21 protein-coding genes and 2 pseudogenes are annotated in these 19,149 nt (G+C 73.5%); 10 read left to right on the top strand and 13 right to left on the bottom strand.

Features of this window, described 5'->3' with window-relative positions:
• Window positions 1-239 precede the first annotated feature (239 nt).
• Window positions 240-395 (top strand): annotated as a pseudogene (locus ACZ4M3_RS09650) (ATP-binding protein); the annotation flags it as partial.
• 28 nt (window positions 396-423) lie between these two features.
• On the opposite strand, the gene ACZ4M3_RS09645 reads toward ACZ4M3_RS09650, so the two are convergent.
• Both ACZ4M3_RS09645 and ACZ4M3_RS09640 read right to left on the bottom strand, forming a co-directional pair.
• Complete coding sequence (locus ACZ4M3_RS09645; RefSeq protein ID WP_467731058.1) at window positions 424-1,437, bottom strand: SigB/SigF/SigG family RNA polymerase sigma factor; 1,014 nt, start codon at window positions 1,435-1,437, stop codon at window positions 424-426.
• 114 nt (window positions 1,438-1,551) lie between these two features.
• Window positions 1,552-2,157, bottom strand: coding sequence for a GNAT family N-acetyltransferase (locus ACZ4M3_RS09640; RefSeq protein WP_467731057.1), 606 nt, complete (start codon window positions 2,155-2,157; stop codon window positions 1,552-1,554).
• A 128-nt stretch (window positions 2,158-2,285) separates the two neighbouring features.
• On the opposite strand from ACZ4M3_RS09640, the gene ACZ4M3_RS09635 reads away from it, so the two are divergent.
• From ACZ4M3_RS09635 to ACZ4M3_RS09625, 3 genes are all read left to right on the top strand, one after another.
• Entirely contained in the window at window positions 2,286-3,797 is a 1,512-nt protein-coding gene (locus ACZ4M3_RS09635; RefSeq protein WP_467731056.1) for an alpha/beta hydrolase, read from the top strand.
• Window positions 3,798-3,868: 71 nt separating this feature from the next.
• On the top strand, window positions 3,869-4,696 hold the full coding sequence (locus tag ACZ4M3_RS09630; protein ID WP_467731055.1) for a PP2C family protein-serine/threonine phosphatase: 828 nt from the start codon (window positions 3,869-3,871) through the stop codon (window positions 4,694-4,696).
• A gap of 94 nt (window positions 4,697-4,790) precedes the next feature.
• The gene (locus tag ACZ4M3_RS09625; protein WP_467731339.1) at window positions 4,791-5,741 is read left to right on the top strand and encodes an MASE1 domain-containing protein; all 951 of its coding nucleotides are present in this window, start codon (window positions 4,791-4,793) and stop codon (window positions 5,739-5,741) included.
• Window positions 5,742-5,772: 31 nt separating this feature from the next.
• Here ACZ4M3_RS09625 and ACZ4M3_RS09620 read toward each other — a convergent pair whose 3' ends face one another.
• The 5 genes from ACZ4M3_RS09620 to ACZ4M3_RS09600 form a co-directional block, all read right to left on the bottom strand.
• Window positions 5,773-6,312 carry a hypothetical protein gene (locus ACZ4M3_RS09620; protein WP_467731054.1) on the bottom strand — a complete coding sequence of 180 codons (540 nt, stop codon included), beginning with the start codon at window positions 6,310-6,312 and terminating at the stop codon, window positions 5,773-5,775.
• Window positions 6,313-6,380: 68 nt separating this feature from the next.
• Window positions 6,381-7,916 (bottom strand): alkaline phosphatase, encoded by a 1,536-nt coding sequence (locus ACZ4M3_RS09615; protein WP_467731053.1) that lies wholly within the window; start codon window positions 7,914-7,916, stop codon window positions 6,381-6,383.
• Window positions 7,917-8,091: 175 nt separating this feature from the next.
• Window positions 8,092-8,817, bottom strand: coding sequence for an FAD:protein FMN transferase (locus ACZ4M3_RS09610; protein WP_467731338.1), 726 nt, complete (start codon window positions 8,815-8,817; stop codon window positions 8,092-8,094).
• Window positions 8,818-8,851: 34 nt separating this feature from the next.
• Entirely contained in the window at window positions 8,852-9,298 is a 447-nt protein-coding gene (locus ACZ4M3_RS09605) for an FMN-binding protein (protein ID WP_467731052.1), read from the bottom strand.
• Window positions 9,299-9,309: 11 nt separating this feature from the next.
• Window positions 9,310-10,692, bottom strand: coding sequence for a ferredoxin reductase family protein (locus tag ACZ4M3_RS09600; protein WP_467731337.1), 1,383 nt, complete (start codon window positions 10,690-10,692; stop codon window positions 9,310-9,312).
• A 207-nt stretch (window positions 10,693-10,899) separates the two neighbouring features.
• On the opposite strand from ACZ4M3_RS09600, the gene ACZ4M3_RS09595 reads away from it, so the two are divergent.
• Both ACZ4M3_RS09595 and ACZ4M3_RS09590 read left to right on the top strand, forming a co-directional pair.
• Window positions 10,900-11,634 carry a response regulator transcription factor gene (locus ACZ4M3_RS09595; RefSeq protein WP_467731051.1) on the top strand — a complete coding sequence of 245 codons (735 nt, stop codon included), beginning with the start codon at window positions 10,900-10,902 and terminating at the stop codon, window positions 11,632-11,634.
• Window positions 11,631-13,055: a sensor histidine kinase gene (locus ACZ4M3_RS09590; RefSeq protein ID WP_467731050.1), complete on the top strand. Its 1,425-nt coding sequence runs from the start codon at window positions 11,631-11,633 to the stop codon at window positions 13,053-13,055. Before ACZ4M3_RS09595 ends, ACZ4M3_RS09590 begins: the two co-directional genes overlap by 4 nt.
• A 56-nt stretch (window positions 13,056-13,111) precedes the next feature.
• Here the strand turns inward: ACZ4M3_RS09590 and ACZ4M3_RS09585 are convergent, their stop codons facing one another.
• Entirely contained in the window at window positions 13,112-13,798 is a 687-nt protein-coding gene (locus ACZ4M3_RS09585; RefSeq protein ID WP_467731049.1) for a peptidoglycan recognition protein family protein, read from the bottom strand.
• Window positions 13,799-14,114: 316 nt separating this feature from the next.
• Here ACZ4M3_RS09585 and ACZ4M3_RS09580 point away from each other — a divergent pair, with 316 nt between their 5' ends.
• Window positions 14,115-14,267, top strand: coding sequence for a hypothetical protein (locus ACZ4M3_RS09580; protein ID WP_467731048.1), 153 nt, complete (start codon window positions 14,115-14,117; stop codon window positions 14,265-14,267).
• 108 nt (window positions 14,268-14,375) lie between these two features.
• Complete coding sequence (locus ACZ4M3_RS09575) at window positions 14,376-15,644, top strand: ATP-binding protein (protein WP_467731047.1); 1,269 nt, start codon at window positions 14,376-14,378, stop codon at window positions 15,642-15,644.
• A 13-nt stretch (window positions 15,645-15,657) separates the two neighbouring features.
• Here ACZ4M3_RS09575 and ACZ4M3_RS09570 read toward each other — a convergent pair whose 3' ends face one another.
• The 4 genes from ACZ4M3_RS09570 to ACZ4M3_RS09555 form a co-directional block, all read right to left on the bottom strand.
• Entirely contained in the window at window positions 15,658-15,942 is a 285-nt protein-coding gene (locus ACZ4M3_RS09570) for a hypothetical protein (protein WP_467731046.1), read from the bottom strand.
• Window positions 15,943-16,004: 62 nt separating this feature from the next.
• Complete coding sequence (locus tag ACZ4M3_RS09565) at window positions 16,005-16,271, bottom strand: hypothetical protein (protein WP_467731045.1); 267 nt, start codon at window positions 16,269-16,271, stop codon at window positions 16,005-16,007.
• 94 nt (window positions 16,272-16,365) lie between these two features.
• Entirely contained in the window at window positions 16,366-16,554 is a 189-nt protein-coding gene (locus tag ACZ4M3_RS09560; RefSeq protein WP_467731044.1) for a hypothetical protein, read from the bottom strand.
• Window positions 16,555-16,559: 5 nt separating this feature from the next.
• Window positions 16,560-17,135, bottom strand: a complete 576-nt coding sequence (locus tag ACZ4M3_RS09555) for a DUF5994 family protein (protein WP_467731043.1) — start codon at window positions 17,133-17,135, stop codon at window positions 16,560-16,562.
• 283 nt (window positions 17,136-17,418) lie between these two features.
• Between ACZ4M3_RS09555 and ACZ4M3_RS09550 the strand changes: the two genes are divergently transcribed.
• A complete protein-coding gene (locus tag ACZ4M3_RS09550) occupies window positions 17,419-17,919 on the top strand; it encodes a DUF5994 family protein (protein WP_467731042.1) in 501 nt (166 codons plus the stop codon).
• A gap of 49 nt (window positions 17,920-17,968) precedes the next feature.
• Here the strand turns inward: ACZ4M3_RS09550 and ACZ4M3_RS09545 are convergent, their stop codons facing one another.
• The gene (locus tag ACZ4M3_RS09545) at window positions 17,969-18,172 is read right to left on the bottom strand and encodes a hypothetical protein (protein WP_467731041.1); all 204 of its coding nucleotides are present in this window, start codon (window positions 18,170-18,172) and stop codon (window positions 17,969-17,971) included.
• 106 nt (window positions 18,173-18,278) lie between these two features.
• Between ACZ4M3_RS09545 and ACZ4M3_RS09540 the strand changes: the two are divergent.
• Window positions 18,279-19,018: pseudogene (locus ACZ4M3_RS09540) on the top strand (Scr1 family TA system antitoxin-like transcriptional regulator).
• Window positions 19,019-19,149: the final 131 nt, after the last annotated feature.

The raw sequence follows: 19,149 nt of genomic DNA, 5'->3' as shown, positions 1-19,149 counted from the left end.
GAGAAGGGGTGCATAAAGGAATATCGGGATTGGTCGCCCCGGGTGGGGGTAGGTGCGGCGCGCAGGAGTGCGCGCGGAGACGGGCGTGCGGACGCGTGCGCGCGAAGACGGGAGGCCCTGTGGCCGAGCAGACTCGGAGGCTGGTCCTGGGCGGCGCGACGACCGGTGTCGTCACCCGTTGCCGGGACTTCACGAGGCAGGCGCTCACGGACTGGCAGTGGCCCCGTGACCCCGAGGCGATGGACGACGTGCTCCTGCTGGTCTCGGAGGTCGTCACCAATGCCTGCCTGCACGCCGGAGGCCCCCGGGAGCTGGTCCTGCGGCACAGCCCTGAGGGCCTGCGGGTGGAGGTCAGCGACGACAGCCCCGACCCGCCCCGCCGCCGCCCGCCGGGCGACCGCAGCCGCCCGGGCGGGCACGGCCTCATCGTGCTGGAACGGCTCGCGACGAAGTGGGGCGCCGAACCGTCCGGCGGTGCGTTTCCCGGGAAGACGGTCTGGCTGGAAGTTCCGCCTCCCGCTCTTGCCCGCGATCCGCGCCCCGCTCCGTTCCCCGGTCCGAGCCGGCCGCCGCTGACCGACGGGACCCCGGGGCCCGGGGGCGGTCCTCAGGGCAGTTCTCGGGACGGCTCTGCGCCTCCTCCGCGTCCGTGAGGAACTCCTCGCGCAGCCGGGTCAGGGTCCGGTTCAGCAGCCGCGAGACGTGCATCTGCGACAGTCCCAGCAGCCCGCCGATCTCGGACTGCGTCAGTTCCTGCCCGAAGCGCAGCTCCAGCAGCGTCCGCTCGCGCGGGGAGAGTCCGGCCAGCATCGGCTTGAGCGACTCCAGGCACTCGATCAGGTCGTACGCGGGCTCCTCCTCGCCCAGCGCCGTCGGCGCCGCGTACGGGTCGTGGTCGTTCTCCTCCTGCGCGGGGGCGTCCAGGGAGCGCGCGGAGTAGGCGCGGGCGGCCTTGCGGCCCTCGACCAGTTCCTCCGGCGTCACGTGCAGCTGCTCGGCGAGTTCCGTGTCGGTAGGCTCGCGGCCCAGGTCCTGTTCCAGGGTGTCGTGGGCCTTGGCCGTGTCGATGCGCAGCTCCTGGAGCCGGCGGGGCACCTTGACGGCCCAGCTGGTGTCGCGGAAGAACCGCTTGATCTCGCCGGTGATGGTGGGCATGGCGAACGAGGTGAACTCGACACCGCGGTCCGGGTCGAACCGGTTGATGGCCTTGATCAGGCCGATCGTGCCGACCTGGACGATGTCCTCCATCGGCTCGCTGCGGCCCCGGAAGCGCCGGGCGGCGTACCGCACCAGGCTGATGTTCAGCTCGACCAGGGTGTTGCGGACGTACGAGTACTCGGCGGTGCCTTCCTCCAGCCCGGCCAGCCTGCGGAACAGGGCCACCGAGAGGGCCCTGGCCTCGTGGGTCGCGACGTCTGTGAGCTCTGTACGTTCCATCAGTCTGCGCTCCTGCGACGGAGGGGTCCCTGGTAGGGGCCGTCGTTGCGCTGTCCAGGGGGATATACCCGCCCGAACCCTTCCGTACCCGGAAGTTTTTCCCGGTCTTCCGGTTCACTGCCCGGGTTGCGGCGGCACGGCTTTGTGCAGGGTCGTCACCGCCCCGAGGCCCAGTACCTCCCGGGGCCAGGACGTCCTCGGCACCAGGACCGCCCGGAAGCCGAGCCCCTCGTAGCGGGCCCGGGCAGCCGGATCACCGGCGGCCACCTCCAGCCGGATCCGGCGGCACCCCTGCTCGGCGGCGACCGCCTCGACGCCCGCCAGCAGCAGTGCCTCCACGCCCCGCCCGTGTGCGGCCGGGTCCACGGCGACGCCGTCCACGACGAGCTCGCCGCGGCCCGGCGCGGGCTCCAGCAGGGCCCGCAGGTATGCCCGCCACAAGCCCCTGACCTGCCCGTACTCCGCCCTCAGCGCGGCCGTGTCACCGCCCACCAGACCGCGCCCGGCGAGCCGGTACCCGGCCACGCCCAGCAACCGGCCGTCCTCCGCGACGGCGGTCAGCGCCCGGTCCGGGGCCAGCTGCGCGGCGATGAACCGCCGCCCGGCCGGGGCGGGGCCCAGCGCGGCGCCGAGCCGGTGCCCGAAGGCCTGCCAGTACAGCTCGGCGACCCGCTCCCGGACCCCGGCCCCCTCGGGCACCCCGCGCAGCAGCGTCGTCATGGCCGTCAGCGTAGGCACGCGGGCCGCGCACGGGGGCTCCCCCGGCCGGACCCCGGGGGGGCCAGCCCCCGTACGGCCGTCCCGGCAGCCGGATGGGGCGGCGCCGCGCGGTCGAGAAGCATGGGGCCATGCCCACACACCGCCGCCGCAAGGCCGCCGCCGTCGCCCTGTCCACCCTGGCCGTCGCCACCGCCCTGACCGGCGCCGCCGCCCCGCGGGCCACCGTCCCGGCCGGGCCCGCCGCCGTGGCCGCCCTGGAGTGGAAGGACTGCACCCACCCGGGCGCCCTGGCCGGGCAGCAGTGCGCGACGCTGCCCGTCCCGCTCGACTACCGCGCCCCGGGCGGCCGGCAGCTCGGCCTCGCCGTGTCCCGGCTGCGCAGCGACCGCCCGCAGGCCCGGCGCGGAACCCTGCTGGTGATCCCCGGCGGCCCGGGCAGCTCCGGCGTCAAGCGGCTGACGGCGAAGGGCCCGGACCTGGCCCGGGAGACGGCCGGCGCGTACGACCTCGTCTCCCTGGACCCGCGCGGCGTCGGCGGCAGCACCACCGCCTCCTGCGGGCTGGCCGAGGCGGACCGGCACCTGGTCACCCTGCGCTCCTGGCCCGGCCCCGACGGCTCCGTCGCCGAGAACGTGGCGCGCTCGCGCCGGGTCGCCGAGGCCTGCGCCGAGCACGGCGGGCCCGAGCTGCGCAGCTTCACCACCGCCAACGAGGTGCGCGACATCGACCGCCTGCGCCAGGCGCTGGGCGAGCGGAAACTGTCGGCGTGGGGCACCTCGTACGGGAGCTACGTGGGCGCGGTGTACGCGCAGCGGTTCCCGCAGCACACCGACCGCTGGGTGCTGGACAGCAGCGGCGACCCCGATCCGTCCCGTCTGGCGCGCGGCTGGCTCGCGAACATGTCGGCCGGCGCCGACGACCGCTTCCCCGACTTCGCGGCCTGGGCGGCCGACCCGGCCCGGGACGCCGAAGGCCTGCGGCTCGCCGCCCGGCCCGAGGACGTGCGGCCCCTGTTCCTGGCGGTCGCGGCGGAGCTGGACCGGGAGCCCCGGCAGTCGAACGTCCCGGGCGTGCCGCTGACCGGCGTCCGGCTGCGCCAGGCGCTCCAGACCAGCCTCTACGGCAACTCCTTCGCCCCCGTCGCCCGGCTGCTGCTGGCCGCCCAGGACCCGGCCGCCGAACCCGTGCTGACGCCCGACGTCTCCGGGCCCATGCCGGACGCGGACGCGGCGGTGACGGTCGGGGTCATCTGCAACGACGTGAGCTGGCCCGGGGACGTCGCCGGGTACGAACGCGCCGTCACCGCCGACCGCGCCGCGCACCCGCTCACGGACGGGATGCCGGCGAACATCACCCCCTGCGCCTTCTGGCAGGACCGCCCGGCGGAGCAGCCCACCCGGATCACCGCGCAGGGGCCGTCCAACGTCCTGATGATCCAGAACCTGCGGGACCCCTCCACCCCGTACTCCGGCGCCCTCAAGATGCGCGAGGCGCTCGGCGGGCGGGCCCGGCTGGTCACCGTCGACGCGGGCGGCCACGGCTCCTACCTGGGCACCGGCAACGCCTGCGGCGACCGGGCGGTGACCCGGTTCCTCACCACGGGGCAGCGGCCGCAGGGTGACACGTACTGCGGGAGCTGACCCCCGCACCTACCCTGAGGGCAGGACAGGGTGCGTGACAGGGAGAACCGGTCGTCCAGAGGGAGCGGTCCATGACCCGGCGTCGTTCCCCACGGCCGGCGAGCGCGGACGACCTCCTGACCACGCTCGGACGGCTCACCGCCCAGGCGCGGCTGGGGGCCGAGTTCCAGCAGGCCCGGGTCGAGCTGGCCGAGGCCCTGCAGCGCGAGATGCTGCCCGCGTCGCTGCCCGACGTGCCGGGACTTCGCACCGCGGCCCGCTACGCGCCGGCCCGGCACGGACTGGACATCGGCGGCGACTGGTACGACGGCTTCCGGCTGCCGGACGGGTCGCTGGCGTTCTCCATCGGCGACGTACAGGGCCACGACGTGGAGGCGGCGGCCTTCATGGGCCAGATCCGGATAGCCCTGCGAGCGGTGGCCGCCGCCGCGGCCGACCCCGGCGACGTACTGGGACGGGCCAACGACCTGCTGCTGTCGGTCGGCCGGGACCTCTTCGCGACCTGCAGCTTCCTCCGCTTCGACCCCCGGACCTGGCGGCTCGAAGGCGCCCGCGCCGGGCACATCCCGGCGGTGTGGGCCACGGTGGACGGCGCGTACGGCATCGCGGAGGACGACGGCGGGCTGCCGCTGGGCGTGCTGGCCGGGGGCGACTACCCCGTGACGGCCCGGCCGCTCGCGCGGGCGGGCGCGTACGTCCTGCTCACCGACGGGGTGGTCGAGGGGCCGTCGTTCCCGATCGAGACGGGACTGGGGCAGGTGGCCCGGGTGGTCCGGGACGGCGCCGCGGCCGATCCGGAGGAGCTGGCCGCGGAGGTGCTGCGGGTGGCCGACTCCACGGGGCACGCCGACGACGCGGCGGTCCTGGTGCTGCGGCACGACGCGCCGCCGCCCGCATAGCGCGTGTCAGGAACCCGCGCGGGGCCGGCGCCGTTGTCTCATACGTGGGGTGAGCACCGAGCGAGGGCAGCGGCGGCGAGGTCTCTCCCCCGTCCTGTCGCCACTGGGTCCCCTCCCCCTCGCCCTGCGGCAGGCGGCGTGGATCCTCGCGGTCGCGGCCGCCTACTACGCGACCGGCCGGCTGGGCCTGCTCCAGCGGCTGGTCGTCGCGGGCGCGCAGGTCACGCCGTTGTGGCTGCCGACCGGGATCGCGGTCGCCGCGCTGCTGTGGCGGGGCGCGGGCATCTGGCCCGGCATCACCCTGGGTACGTACCTGGTCATGCGGACGCTCGGCCCCGTGGCCCCGAGCGGGCTCGTCATCATCGCCGGGAACACCCTCGCCCCGCTGTGCGCGTACGTGCTGCTCCGCCGGGCGGGCTTCCGCACCGAGCTGGACCGGCTGCGCGACGGGCTGGCGCTGGTGTTCCTGGGCGGCCTGCTCCCGATGCTGCTCAGCGCGACCGTCGGCGCCGGGGTGCTGGCGGTCACCGGGAGCCTGCCGTGGAGCGGGTTCTGGCCGGTGTGGGCGGCCTGGTGGGCCGGGGACGCGATGGGGGTGCTCGTGGGGACGCCGCTGCTGCTGGCGCTGCCGCTGATGGGGCTGCCGCGCGACCTGTTCCGCGCGGCCGAGGCGGTGGCGCTGCTGGTCGTGACCGTGCTGGTCACGCTACTGGTGACGCGCAGCCCGCTCTCGCTGCTCTTCCTCGTCTTCCCGCTGCTGATCTGGGCCGCCGTCCGGTTCCAGCTGGTGGGGGCGGCGCCGTGCGCCCTGCTGATCTCGGTCGCGACGGTGTCGGCGGCCAGCCAGCGGGCGGGGCCGTTCGCGCACCACGGCACCCTGGAGGTGATGGCCAACCTGATGGCCCTCAACGGCTCGGTGGCGCTGACGGCGCTGCTGCTGTCGGCGCTGGTCACCGAGCAGAACAACGTCCGCTCGAAGATCCAGCAGGCCTGCGAGGACCTGGCCGAGCTGGTGAACCGGCTGTCCCCGCCCGCGCGCGGCTGAGCGCCGGGCGGCGGCCGGCCGCCCCGGGCGGCTACTCGCTGACCAGCACCGGGATGGTCAGTACGGCACTGGCCGGGGCGCCGGACAGCTGTCCCGGCGACACGGTGAAGTCGATGCCGTCGCCCGCCGCGCGGGGGCCGTCGTGGTGCTCGGTGCCGTGCGCGTCCTCGCCCTCCTCCTGGTAGTGGAACGCCCCGGTCCCCACGAGGTGGCCGGCGGCGTCGTAGTAGGCCACCGCGAATTCCAGGGCCAGGGTGTCGCTGACGTCCGCCGTGATGGCCACGTGCCCGGTCACCGTCTGCCGGTCGGTGAGGGCGAGCCGCTCCAGCCGCACCCGGTCGGTGAACGGGCCCTGCTCCACGCGGACTTCACCCTGCCGGGCGGGCTGCGCGAGGACGGCGGCCGGTGCGGGCGCGCTGCGCGGCGCGGGCAGGACCACCGGCGAGGCGGCGCCGGCCGGCTCCCCCGCGGGGGCGGCGTGCTGCGCGCCGCCGGAGCAGCCGGTGGCGAGGGCGAGTACGGCCAGGGCCGGGACCAGCGCGGCCGCGGTGCGGCGCAGGGGGTGTCTCATCGAACGCTCCTGAAAAGGGGCCGGGGCCGGGGGGAGTGCGCCCCCCGGCCCCGAGACCGTGCGAAGGGTCAGTGCTGCTGGGGCGAGCGGCCGAACAGCGAGCGGTACATCTTCGAGTAGAGCTCGGTGTTGTTCTGGCTCGCGGCGAAGGCGCTGCCGTTCGGGCCGTACGCGAAGATCGGCACGTCGGCGCCGGTGTGGTTGCCGGACAGGTAGGTCAGCCACAGGCTGGCCTCGGGGCTGCCGTCCTGCACGCCCGGCGCGTCGTCCGGGGTGCGGAACGTGGCCGGCGCGAAGTTCTTCGCGTCACCCGAGCCCGCGCCGTTGACGATGCCGGTCGAGCGGGTGGCGTCCTTCGCGCCCGAAGTGGCACGCGACGGGACGCTGTTGTTCGCGGGGTTGCCCGCGTCGGTGTTGGCCGGGGGCGCGACGGCCTCGGCGTTGGTGTAGGTGCCGTGCTCGATGATGTTGAAGCCGGCGCACTCGTGGTCGGCCGTGACGATCACCAGCGTGTGGCCGTCCTTCTTCGCGAAGTCGTACGCCGCCTTCACCGCGTCGTCGAACGCCTTGACCTCGCCGAGCGTCTGCGCGGCGTCGTTGGCGTGCGAGCGCTTGTCGATCTGGGCGCCCTCGATCTGGAGGAAGAAGCCCTTGCCCTTGCCGCGCTCCTGCTGCTTGCGGTCGGAGAGCAGCGAGATCGACTTGCGGGCCATGTCGGCCAGCGTCGGCTCCTGCTTCTGCGGGGCGTCGGCGGGCAGGCCGGCCTTGGCCTGCTCGACCGTCAGGTTGCCGCGGTTGAAGAGGCCGACGACCTTCTTGCCGTTGGCCTTGTCGAGGTCGGCCTTGGTGGCGACCTTCTGGCTGGCGGCGGTCTGGGCGGGCAGCGAGGCATCGCCGAAGCTGCCGAGCACCTGGTAGCCCTGGGCCTGGAGGGCCTTCTGGTCGTCCGGCTCGAAGCGGGCGAGACCGCCGCCGAAGACGACGTCGGCGGTGCCGTTGCGGGCGATCTGCTCGGCGATCGGCGTGATCAGCGTCTTGTCGGCGGGCGCGGCCTCGTACGTACCGTCCTCCTTCTTGGGGAGGCAGGCGGCGTCCGAGTAGACCGGGCCCTGGCAGCCGCGCAGCAGCGCGTGGCTGAACTGCGCCGCCGGGGTGGCGTCGGTGACCTCGGCGGTGGAGACGTTGCCCGTGGCGAAGCCGGCCGCCTTGGCCTGCTCCATCAGCGTGGTGACCTTCTTCTCGTACGAGTCCACGCTGATCGCGGCGTTGTACGTCTTGACGCCCGTCGACCACGCGGTGGCGGAGCTGGCCGAGTCGGTGACCAGGGAGGGCTTGGCGGTGCCCTTCTCGACGGCGTAGGTGGCGACCGCGCCCGTGAAGGGGAGGGTCTCCATGGTGAGCTTCCCGCCCGCCCCGTAGTACCGGTCGCGGGCGGCCGTGACGTGGGTGCGGCCCATTCCGTCACCGAGCAGGTAGATGACGTTCCGGATTTCCTTGCCGCGCTCGCTGTTCTGCGGCGCGGAGTTGGCGGTGACCGCGGTCCCGGCGGCCACGGCCCCCGCGAGGGCCAGAACGGTCAACGTCTTCACTGGTCTGCGGCGCATGTGTGTGGGAGATCCCCTCGGGAAGGACGACGCGGTCCCCCCGAAGCTATGAGCGCCATATGAACGGACCCTTCTCAACGCGTAACCACCACCCGAACGCGGGAAACCGTCCCCCCGCCCGGCCCCCGCCCCGCGGCACCTGCCCTGGAAGGTCATCGGCGAGCGGCGCGGGGTCTCAGGCCTCGTACCGGCGGAATCCCGGTGTGCGCCATTCCCGGCCGTCGGGCAGGACCGCGAGGGCCTCGTAGCCGTCCAGTGCCGCCAGCCACGCGCGGGCGCCGTCGCCGCGCGCGAAGGCGGCGGTGGCGTAGGTGTCGGTCAGGGTGAGCGCGGGTCCGACGAGGGTGAGGGAGGCGAACGCGGTGACCGGCGTGCCGGTGTGCGGGTCGAGGACGTGGGCACCGCGTTCGGCCGTGCCGGACGTGGCGACGGCGAAGTCGTGGCCGGCGGTGACGACGGTGGCCAGCCTGCCGGGGTCCAGCGGGTGGGCGATGCCGATGCGCCAGGGCGTGCCGGGACCGGCCTGGCCGCGGAGCTGGAGGTCGCCGCCGCCGTTGACGCAGGTGTGGTGCGCGCCCGCGTCGTGCAGGAGCCGGGACGCGGCTTCGACGGCCCAGCCTTTGACGAGTCCCGAGGGGTCGAGGGTGCCCGCGGGGACGATGCTGAACCAGCCGTCCGTGTCGTGGGCGGCCCGGGCGCAGAGCGACAGCACCTCGTGGACCTCGGGCGGGCAGTCGTCGAGGCGGAGCTCCCCGCGGTCGAGACGGCTGATGTGGCTGTCGGGACGGTAGGTGGAGAACACGGCGTCGACCTGGTGCAGTTGCCGTACCGCTTCGGCGAGGGCGCGGTGGATGGCCGGGGTCGGCTCGTCCCGGATGTCGAAGGAGAAGACGGTGCCCATGACGTGCTCGACGTGGCGCAGTCCGGGCGCGGTGTCAGGCACGGGCCCGGTCCAGGGCGCTCTGCAGGGACTCGGCGTAGCCCTGGCTGGTGTAGCTGGCGCCGGAGACGGCGTCGATGTGCGCGCTCTGCGCGCCGATGGCCTCCTGGGTGAGGCGGGGCAGGGCGTAGGAGGAGATCTCCCGGTCGCGGCCGCCGCGGTCCGGGGCCTGGAGCACCTCGACCGAGGTGATCCTTCCCCGGCTGAGGGTGGCGGCGACCTGCACGGTGCCGTACCGGGTGTCGACGGGATCGCCGGTGAACCTGCCCGTTCCGGCGGGTGCACCCGGCGTGGCGGCGGCCCCGGGCGCGGGGGGCGATGGCGGGACCGGGGCGGAACGGGCCGGCATTGCGGCCAGGGCCGGGGACTGGTGGGGCTTGAGGGCGAGCAGCGCGACGACGAGGGCGCTGATCCCGGTGGTGGTGAGGACGGCTCGGCGCATGGTGGTTCTCCTCAGAACGCGAACGACTCGTGGTGGATGCGCCGGGCCGGAACGCCGGCTTCGCGCAGGGCCCGGATGGCGGCCTCCGTCATACCGGGGGGTCCGCAGAGGTAGACGTCGTGGGCGGCGAGGTCCGGCACCAGAGCGGTCAGCCCGCGGGCGGTGAGCGGCGCGGCGTAGGCGGCCGGTTCGTCCACGGCGTAGTGCACGGCGGCCCCCCGGCGGGCGGCGATCGCGTCGAGTTCACCGCGCAGGGCGAGGTCGGCCGGACGCCGGGCCCGGTAGACCAGGGTGACCTGGCCCGGCAGCGTCTCGAAGAGCGCGCGCAGCGGGGTGATGCCGACGCCGCCCGCCAGGAGCAGGACTTTGGCGGCGGTGCGGCGGTGCTCGGTGAGGCTTCCGTACGGTCCCTCGGCCCAGACCCGGGTGCCGGGTGTCAGGCGGGCGAGCGCGCCGCTGTGACCGCCGGCGGCCTTGACCGTGATCCGCAGGTGCGGCGGGTGCGCGGGTGCGGAGAGCGAGTAGGGGTTGGCGGTCCACCACAGTCCGCGGGTCAGGAACCGCCAGCGCAGGAACTGCCCCGGCCGGCCGGCCAGCTCGTCCAGGTGCTCGCCGGTGAGATGGACGGAGACCACGCCGGGCGCCTCGGGGTGGACGGCGGTGACGCGCAGGCGGTGCCGCAGTCCGCGCCGCAGCGGGACGGCGAACCGGTACCAGGCGACCAGGGCGGCGACGCCGAGGAAGAGCGCGTACCAGGCCGCCTGCGCGGGGCGGTTGCCGACGAAATCGGCGCCGTTGGAGAGCTGGTGGCCGAAGGTGAGGAAGATCGCCAGGTAGGTGGCGAAGTGCAGGTAGTGCCAGGTCTCGTAACTCAGCCTGCGGCGGGCCGCGCGGGCCGAGAGGACTCCGGTGGCGAGGAACAGCAGGAACCCGGCCGTGCCCTTGAGCAGGTCGGGGTAGTGCAGGACCAGCGTGGCGGTCTGGCCCACCACGCCCGTGTGCGAGGTCAGCGAGTATCCCCAGATGGTCAGCAGCGTGTGGGCGAGGGCCAGCGATACGGTGCAGCGGCCGCCCCAGGCGTGCCAGCGGGCGAGCCGGTCGGTGCCGACGGTGTGGTCCAGGAGGGGCACGCGGGCCATCAGGGCGAGCAGGACCGCGCAGGCGTAGCCGGCCAGCAGTCCGGTGATGCGCCCGGCACCGGTGAGCCAGCCCGCCGGGCCGACGACCGCGCTCGTATCGGCCCACCACAGGGCGAGCACACCGGCGCCCCCGCCCCAGACCGCCGCCTGGGCCAGGACGGGGACGGCGCTGCGGTACGGGCGCCGGTGGCGCATCCGGCGGCCCGCACGGGTGCGGGTGGACGTGCCGGTCAGGGGCTCGGACGTCCCGGTCATGGACTCGGACGTGGCGGTCATGGGCTCCTCCGGATGGGCGCTCGCCCCGGCGGCATTCGCTCCGGCGAGGGGCGGCCAGCCTCACAGCCCAACCTTTGAGTACCTTCTGAAACGGCCCGTCCGGTCCCTCCCGGCGCGGATTCAGAGGAAACTCAAAGACACGGCGCCACCTGCCCCGACCCCGGGCCGGGGGATGCTGAAGGAACCATGACCGAGCCCCGTACCACCCCGCTCCTGCACCGCCCCGACGGAGAGCCCGTGCGGATCCTCGTCGTGGACGACGAACCCGACGTCACCGAGGTGCTGGCCGGGGTCATGACCGGCGAGGGCTGGCAGGTCCGCACCGCCGCCGACGGCGCGAGCGCGGTCGCGACGGCCCGCGCCTTCCGGCCCGACGCGGTGGTCCTGGACTGGATGCTGCCCGACTTCGACGGCCTGCAGGTCCTGCGCAGCCTGCGGCGTGCCGAACCCCGCGTGTGCGTGCTCTTCCTGACGGCCCGCGACGCGGTCGAGGACCGGATCGCCGGCATCACCGCCGGCGGCGACGACTACGTCACCAAGCCCTACAGCCTGGAAGAAGTCCTGGCCCGGCTGCGCGGGCTGCTCCGGCGCGCCGGAATGACCGCCGAGCCGAGCACGAACGTGCTCGCCGTCGGAGAGCTCACCATGGACGAGGAAGCCCGCGAGGTCAGCCGCGGCGGAGTCACCGTCGAGCTGTCCCGGACCGAGTTCGAACTCCTGCGGTTCCTCATGCGCAACCCGCGCCGGGTCCTGTCCAAGGCCCAGATCCTCGACCGGGTGTGGGCCTACGACTTCGGGGGGCGCGCCCACGTCGTGGAGCTCTACATCAGCTACCTGCGCAAGAAGATCGACGCCGGCCGCACCCCGATGATCCACACCGTGCGCGGCGTCGGCTACGTCCTCAAGCCGGACGCGCCGTGAGGCGCCCGGTCCCCCGCACCCTGCGCGGCCAGCTCACCGCCGGGCTCGTCACCCTCCTCGCCCTCGCCTGCCTCGCCGTCGGCCTCACCACCGCCCTCGCCCTGCGCGGGTTCCTCCTGGACCGGCTGGACGAACAGCTCTCCGCATCCGGAGGCCGGTTCGCCGCCAGCCTGGAGCACGAGGCCACGCCCGATGCCGACAACCGCCCCGACACCCGGGGTCAGGCCGAGGCGACCTTCGGCGCCCGGCTCCTGAACGGAACGGTCACCCAGGCAGCCGTCGTGGACCAGGCCACCGACCGCTCCCTCCCGCTCACCGCCGGGGACCGGCGCGCGCTGGCCGGGGTCCCCGCCGACGGCCACGGACACAGCGTCCGGCTCTCCGCGCTGGGCGAGTACCGCGTCACGGCCGTCGCGGGCGACGACCAGGACGTCCTGATCACCGGGCTGCCCCTGCACCCGGTGGAGGAGACCCTGCACCGCCTCGGAGCCTTCGAAGCCGTCCTGTTCGGCGCTGCCCTGGTGGCCACCGGCACGGCCGGAGCCCTGTGGGTACGCATCTCCCTGCGCCCCCTCCAGCAGGTCACCGCCAAGGCCGCGGAGGTGGCGGGGCTGCCGCTCGCCAGCGGCGAGGCCGCCATGCCGGGACCGCTGCCCGACACCGACCCCCGCACCGAGGTCGGCCGGGTCGGCGCCGCCCTGAACCACATGCTCGGCCACGTCGAGGACGCCCTCACCCGGCGCCAGGCGAGCGAGGAACGGCTGCGTCACTTCGCCGCCGATGCCAGCCACGAACTGCGCACGCCCGTCGCCAACATCCGCGGCCACGCCGAGCTCGCCCTGCGCCACCACGGCCCCGTACCGGCCGAGGTCCGCCACGCCCTGGAGCGCATCGACGGCGAGTCGCGGCGCATGACCCGCCTCGTGGACGACCTGCTGCTCCTCGCGCGCCTGGATGCCGGGCGTCCGCTCGAACACGAGCCCGTCGACCTGACCCTGCTGATCCTGAACGCGACGGACGACGCCCGCGTCGCGGGCCCCGGCCACCGCTGGATCCTGGACCTCCCCGAAGAGCCGGTCATCGTCACCGGCGACGCCCACCGCCTCCAGCAGGCAGTCGGCAACCTCCTCGCGAACGCCCGCACCCACACGCCGCCCGGCACCGAAGTGACCGTCACCCTCACCACCGGTCGGACCGGCGTCGCCGTCAACGTCAGCGACAACGGGCCGGGCATCCCGGAAGCTCTCCAGTCCGAGGTCTTCGGTCGCTTCGTCCGCGCCGACCACGCCCGTTCGCGCGGCACGGGCAACACCGGTCTCGGTCTCGCCATCGTCCACGCCGTCATCACCGCGCACGGGGGAACCGCGACGGTCACCAGCAGCCCGGGACGGACGACCTTCCGCCTCACGTTCCCCGGCTGACGGAGCGCCCCCGGCGGCGGGCAGCGGCAAGGGCGGCGCCGGCGCGCCGACAGCCCTCAGCGCAGCCGGGCCGCGACCTCGTCACGCAGCCGGGGGAGCAGCGCGTACAGCCGGTCCCCGGGACAGGCGGTGGAGTTGAAGTCCCGGTGCCCCCAGATCTCGGCGGGATCCAGCCCGTACTGCCCGCAGACGTACGCACACAGCTCCGCCAGGGCCTCGAACTGCCGCGGCGGCGGCTCGACGCCCGTATAGGTGCCCTCGGTCTCGATGCCCACGGCCACGTCGTTCTGCCCGACGCAATGGGCCGAACGCACCTGCCGCAGGCCCTCGTTCAGCTCGGCGAGACTGCGGTGCCGCCCCTCGGTGACGTACGCCCCCCGGCTGACGGTGAAGTGCTGGCCCGTGTCGATCCAGCCGCGGGTGTCCATGTGGAGGTTCTGGACCGCCCGGGCGAGGGCGAGGGCCCGGCCGAGCGAGAAGTCCGCCAGGTTCCGCGTCGCGGTGTGATGGACCACGATCCGGCGCGGCGGCGAAGCCAGTACGACCACGTCCTCGGCGGGCGGCCGCGCCCCCCACTCCTCGCAGCTGATGATCCCCGCTACCGAGCGGCCCCGCTCGGAGGCCCGTGCCGCCGGTGCCCACACGGCGGGCGCGAGCCCCAGCACGGAGCCGAGGGCGAGCCGCCTGCTGATGGGGCGCGAGGGCGCTGTCTCCAGGGATGCCTGTTCCGGATGAATTCCCACGGCTGCGCAACGATCAGATGATCAAGAGGAAACGTATGTTCACCCGTGTGCCGGGCCGAGCCCCGAACGGCTGGCTGAGTGGGGGCGTTCCGCCACGGGCGATGAGCGGCACCGAGGTGACAGTCCCTTTGGTGCCGACCGAAACCGGAACGGCGCGGGCGAGAGTCCCCGACTCGGGCCAGAGCCGCAAGGACGATCCGGTGCAGCGCGCAGCAGCGACCAACCCGAACCGCTTCCCGACTTCCGACTGCCGACCCAGGGCAACAGTTCGGTGGCGGTGGCCCGGAAGCTGGGCAATCCGGACGATGTTCCGGTGGTGGGTGACTGGAACGGTGACGGCACCGACAAGGCCGGTGTCTACCGGTCCGCGACGTCCGACTTCATCGGCGCCGCGAAGGACTCCAACGCGGTCATCTGCAACGTCCGCTTCGGCAACCCGGGCGACATCCCCGTCACCGGCGCCTGGTAGAGCCCCCTCCGAGGGTCATCCCGCCCCGGACCACACGGTTCGCCCGGCGTGCGCCTCCCGCACACATCGACCGATGATGGGAGTACTGCCGAACACGCGGAGCTGACCATGACGGGTTGGCATGTCAGGGACTACACCCCGGACGATCTCGAAGCAGTGATCCGGGTCGATGCGGAGAGCAGTACGGCGGAGGGGCCACCCCTCTTTCCGCTCTCGGACGCGGTGGCGGCCCTCCAGGCCCGTCATCCGGCGGTTGTGGCCACCGCTGACGAGGTGGTGGTCGGCGCCGTGGTGAGCAGGGTGGAGGGTGAGCGGGCGTGGATCCTGCGCATCTGCATGGCGCCCGCCTGGCGGCACCAGGGGTTGGGCAGCGACCTGATCACCGCACTGGAGGACCGGCTGTTCGCCGGTGGCGTCCGAACGGTGCACGCGGCCCTGCCCGACGGCGAAACCGGTGCCGCCGCCCTGCACGACTGCGGCTTCGGAGCCCGTCCGGGCCTGGTCTTCTTCGCGAAGCGCGGGCGGGTGACCCCGCAGTCGGTCAGCATGCTTGCGTCGCTGGGCGCGGAGCTGCCGCCCGGAGGACTGTGGCAGAAGGTCGCGGGCATGCAGCGGGAGAAGGAGCTCATCGAGCGGCGCCTGGTCCTGCCGCTGGCCCATCCCGAACTGGCCGCCCAGCACGGGGTGGAGCTGCCGCGGGCGGTGATGCTGTTCGGCCCGCCGGGGACCGGGAAGAGCACGTTCGCGCACGCGGTCGCCAGCCGTCTGGGATGGCCCTTCCTCGAACTCTTCCCCGCCAGGCTGGCCGCCGAGTACGGGCTGGCGAGCGGGCTGAACCGGCGCTTCGACGAGATCGCCCGCCTCGATCACGTCCTGGTCTTCATCGACGAGGTGGAGGAGATCGCCGGGACCCGGAGCGGCGCGGACGCGACCGCCGTCGGCGTCGTCAACGAACTGCTCAAGGCGATCGTCCGGTTCCGGGGCCAGGACGGGCGGCTGCTCGTCTGCGCCACCAACGACGTGACCACGCTCGACCCCGCGTTCCTGCGGCACGGCCGTTTCGACTACGTGCTGCCGATCGGCCCGCCCGACGACCGCGCGAGGACCGCGCTGTGGGAAAGCTATCTGGCCCGTGCGGGCGCGGAAGCCGACAGCGCGGCGCTGGCTTCCGCCAGTGCGGGGTTCACCCCCGCCGACATCGCACATGTCGCGCGCACCGTCTCCCAGATCCAGTTCGAGCGCACCTTCGACACCGGAACCCGGGCGCGCCCCACTACCGAGGACTATCTGCGCACCATCGGCGGGACCAGGCCCACGGTCAGCGCGCCCATGGCCCAGGAGTTCGCCTGGCAGACCGAGAAGTTCGCCCGCATCTGACCTCTGTCCCGGATCAGGCCGGGCCCGTGGCCGTCCCTTCCTCCTCGGCCTCCATGTGCCGGATTCCCTCGTGGGTGAGCGTGACCATCGCGGGAGTGTTGCCGGGTTCCCAGTCGACGGTGATCAGACCTTCGCTCGCCAGATAGGTGCAGGCGGCGGCCAGGTCCTGCTCCGGTACGTGGAGGTCGCGCCGCAGCTGTGCTCCGGTGATGCCGAGGAGCCGGTTGCCTTCGACGGCTTCGTACAGGACATGGAGCACCTGTTCGCGGTAGGTCTGGCGTTCCCGGAGTGTGGCCATGACCGCGTCCTTTCGTGGGCGGAAGCGGGTTCCGGGGCCCGTGGGGGCCCGTGCGTGTGGGCTCAGGTCTCGTCGGAGTGGGCGCCGGTGCCGACGGGGGTCCTGCTGGTGGCCAGCCAGGAGCGGGCGGGGCCTGCGGGTGTCGCCGTGTCCACGGTGAGGTGGAGGCGGGTGCCGCCGTCGAGGCCGGGATAGCTGCGCTGTTCCGTGCCCGCGAAGCAGTGGCGAAGTGCCTCCGCGACGGCTCGTGCGGCTTCGGGCGTGTGCGCGATGATCCGTACCTCGGCGTGCCCGACCGAGGGCAGTGTCTGGGTCTCGATGTACTTCACGTGGGCGTGGTTCCCTTCGGGGTTGGCGCGGGGCCGGCGCGGCGGGGCGCCGTGGCGCCCCGCCCGCTGCCCCGGTCGGAGGAACGTCTGTTCCTCACCGGTCGGCATCCGTGGGGCGGGCTCGACGACCGGTGTCGTCCGGCAGGCCGGGAGGCCTCGGCCGGGGAGTGCTGAAGCGGTAGGCCTCGATCCGCGCCTCGTGCCGGGCGTTCAGCAGGTGGATCCAGCGCATTCCGACGGCGATCGCGAGGATGATCACTGCGAGCAGGACGATGGTCTCCACTGGGCTCACCTCCAACCGCTAGAGGGCGGGGGGAGGGCGCTTCGGCCCATCGGGCTTCCGAAGGGGGACATGCAGGCCCCGCCTTCGCTCTCCCAGCTGGCTTCCCGGCGGCGGGTGTCGCGGATGCCGCGTCCGATGACGGTCTCGTTGGCCATCAGGACGCCTGCGGTCAGGACGCTGCCGGGGGTCGCCGCGGCGGCCATCAGACGGGCCGCAGCCGCGGGCGGTGTCTCGGGCGGGATGACGAGGAGGTCCCAGCGGCCGACGGTGTAGGAGAGCAGGATCAGCTTGTCGGGGTCCTGTTCGGTGAACCAGCCCACGTGCAGCACCCGCCCGGCCACGGCAACCGTGCGCGGTACGACGGGCCAGCGGGTGGGATTCACGGTGACGCGGGTGACGCGTCCCCACGGTTCTTCCAGGGCCGCCGCGAGTGGTGGGAGCTCGGCTTCGAGGTCGCGGGAGTGCGGCCACCAGGCCCCGTCCAGCTGGCTGGCGAGCGTGGTCTTCGGGGTGAGGGACAAGCGGACCGGGACTCCTGCGGCGAGGTCGCGGGGCGCGGTCCGGTCGAGGGTGGTGGTCATGGAGTGGACCTGCCCCCGGACTGCCCGTCGGCAGCCCGGTTTTTAGGCGATCGCCGGAAATGACACCCGCGTGAAAGCCGGTGTGCGAAGTATTCCCGGTTCTTCAACTGTACGCTCGTTCGGCCGACCATGGCCGATCTGACCAGGTATTTCTCCAGCGGGCGGCGGAGAGGGCGGCGGGAGTACCGTAAAAGGACGACAGGCCCGCGCACGCCCGACCGGCACCGGCACCGGTGCCCACCTGCGACGCGGTACGGCCGCATCCGTAGACGGGCGAACCCACATGGCTGACTCCGACACCCCGCATACGCCCCCACTGCTCCTGCCGGATGCGATCCACCGGGCGATCCAGCCGGGCACGGCCCTGCTGCGGCTGGAGACCACTCAGTCCCGGGAGGGGCTCCTGGACGGCGCGTGGTGGCCGCGTACCCGCGACATCGGAACCGAGCTGCCGGCGCTGATCAGCGTGTTGACCGGGCATCTCGGGCCGATCACCCGGGTGGGCTTGGACGCGGCCGCCTGGAACGGGCTCCCGACCCGACTGGTCATCGACGGCCAGGTCGTACACCTCGTCTCCGACCCGGTCGGAGACGACACCGTCCTCATCACCCGCGGCCACAACGACCACTTCGCCCTGCTGGTCGTCCCCCCGGACACCACCGCGGACGCCGCCCGCCAAGCGATGGCCCGCGCCGTCCGCGCCGACAACATCACGCAGGCCGCTCAGCTCCTCGTCGCCACCACACCTGAACCCGGGGAGGGCCCCGCCGACGCGGCAGGCTGATCCCCGGGCCACTGGGGACCGGCCGGCTCCGGGCATGTGACGGGCCCGGTCAGAGGCCCTCGTCGTGCAGGTCCTCTTCGCGCAGCAGGTCGTCCTCGCGACCGCGCGAGGTCCCCTTCTGGCCGGACTGCCGGCCCTTCTCGCGGGACTGCTTGCCCGGCTGGGGCTGCGCGGGGTCTCCGGGGCGCCGATGGTGTTCCTGCCCCCCGTGGCCCTTGCTCGGATCCTGACGCTTGTCCTGCGTACCGTCCATGACGGCGACTCCTCTTTGGTGCGCGGGTTCGGGTACGGATTCCTCTCGGATCACGCTGACACGCACGGCGACGGCCCGCATCACGTCGAGCGGAGGTGCGCGTCCTGTGGGCGTCAAGGTCAATCCCACCGTCAGCAGGCGTCGGCTGGGGTCGGAGCTGCGCCGGCTCAGGGAAATCAGCGGCATGACGACGCAGCAGGTGGCGGAGCGCCTGTTGATCTCCCAGCCCGAGCCGCGCGACGCGCGCGATCTCTGCGGGCTGTACGGAGTCCAGGATCAGCGGCGGGTTGACCATCTGATGCAGCTGGCAGGGAATCGGGTCAGCAGGGCTGGTGGAACTCCTGCGGCGACATCCCGTACGGCGCCTATATCGGTCTGGAGGCCGAGGCGGCCGCGATCCGGCTCTACGAGCCTCTGGTGGTCCCCGGCCCGATGCAGACCCCGGCCTATGCCCGGGCGGTCATCGCAGGAACGATTCCTCATGTCGTGGCCGAACAGGCCGCCGCACGCCTCCAGGTGCGGCTACGGCGTCAGGACCGGCTGCGAGCCCCGGGACCGGGTGTCTCCGGACAGTTCTCGCTGCTGGAGTTCGCCGACGCCGGCGACGTGAGCGTGGTGTAATCCGACGTACGGCTATGCAGTGATATGTACGCGCACTTGCAGGCTCGGGCGCTGAACCCGGAAAATACCCGGAATTTCATCAACGAAGTCATCGCGGCGTACGCGGCCCGGGACGACGTGAGGGCCGATCTCGGATCTGATCACTCGCGGGTGCTACTGAGCCCCTGGACGATGTGGCCAGGGGCTCAGCCGCCGAACGGCGTACGCGACTTCCCGCATGCTTGACCGGGCTCCAGTCCCTGCCGCCGACCCGTACGCAGCAGCCGGTGACGGGAGGCAAGGACGTGGGCCGATCCGGCCGAGTGCTCGTGACCGAAAGGTCAGGGGCGCGAGGCGGTCACGTCCGCGATGGGCTA

The sequence above is a fragment of the Streptomyces sp. NPDC026522 genome (genome assembly GCF_055567555.1).
This window is presented reverse-complemented; position numbering and strand designations above follow the sequence as displayed.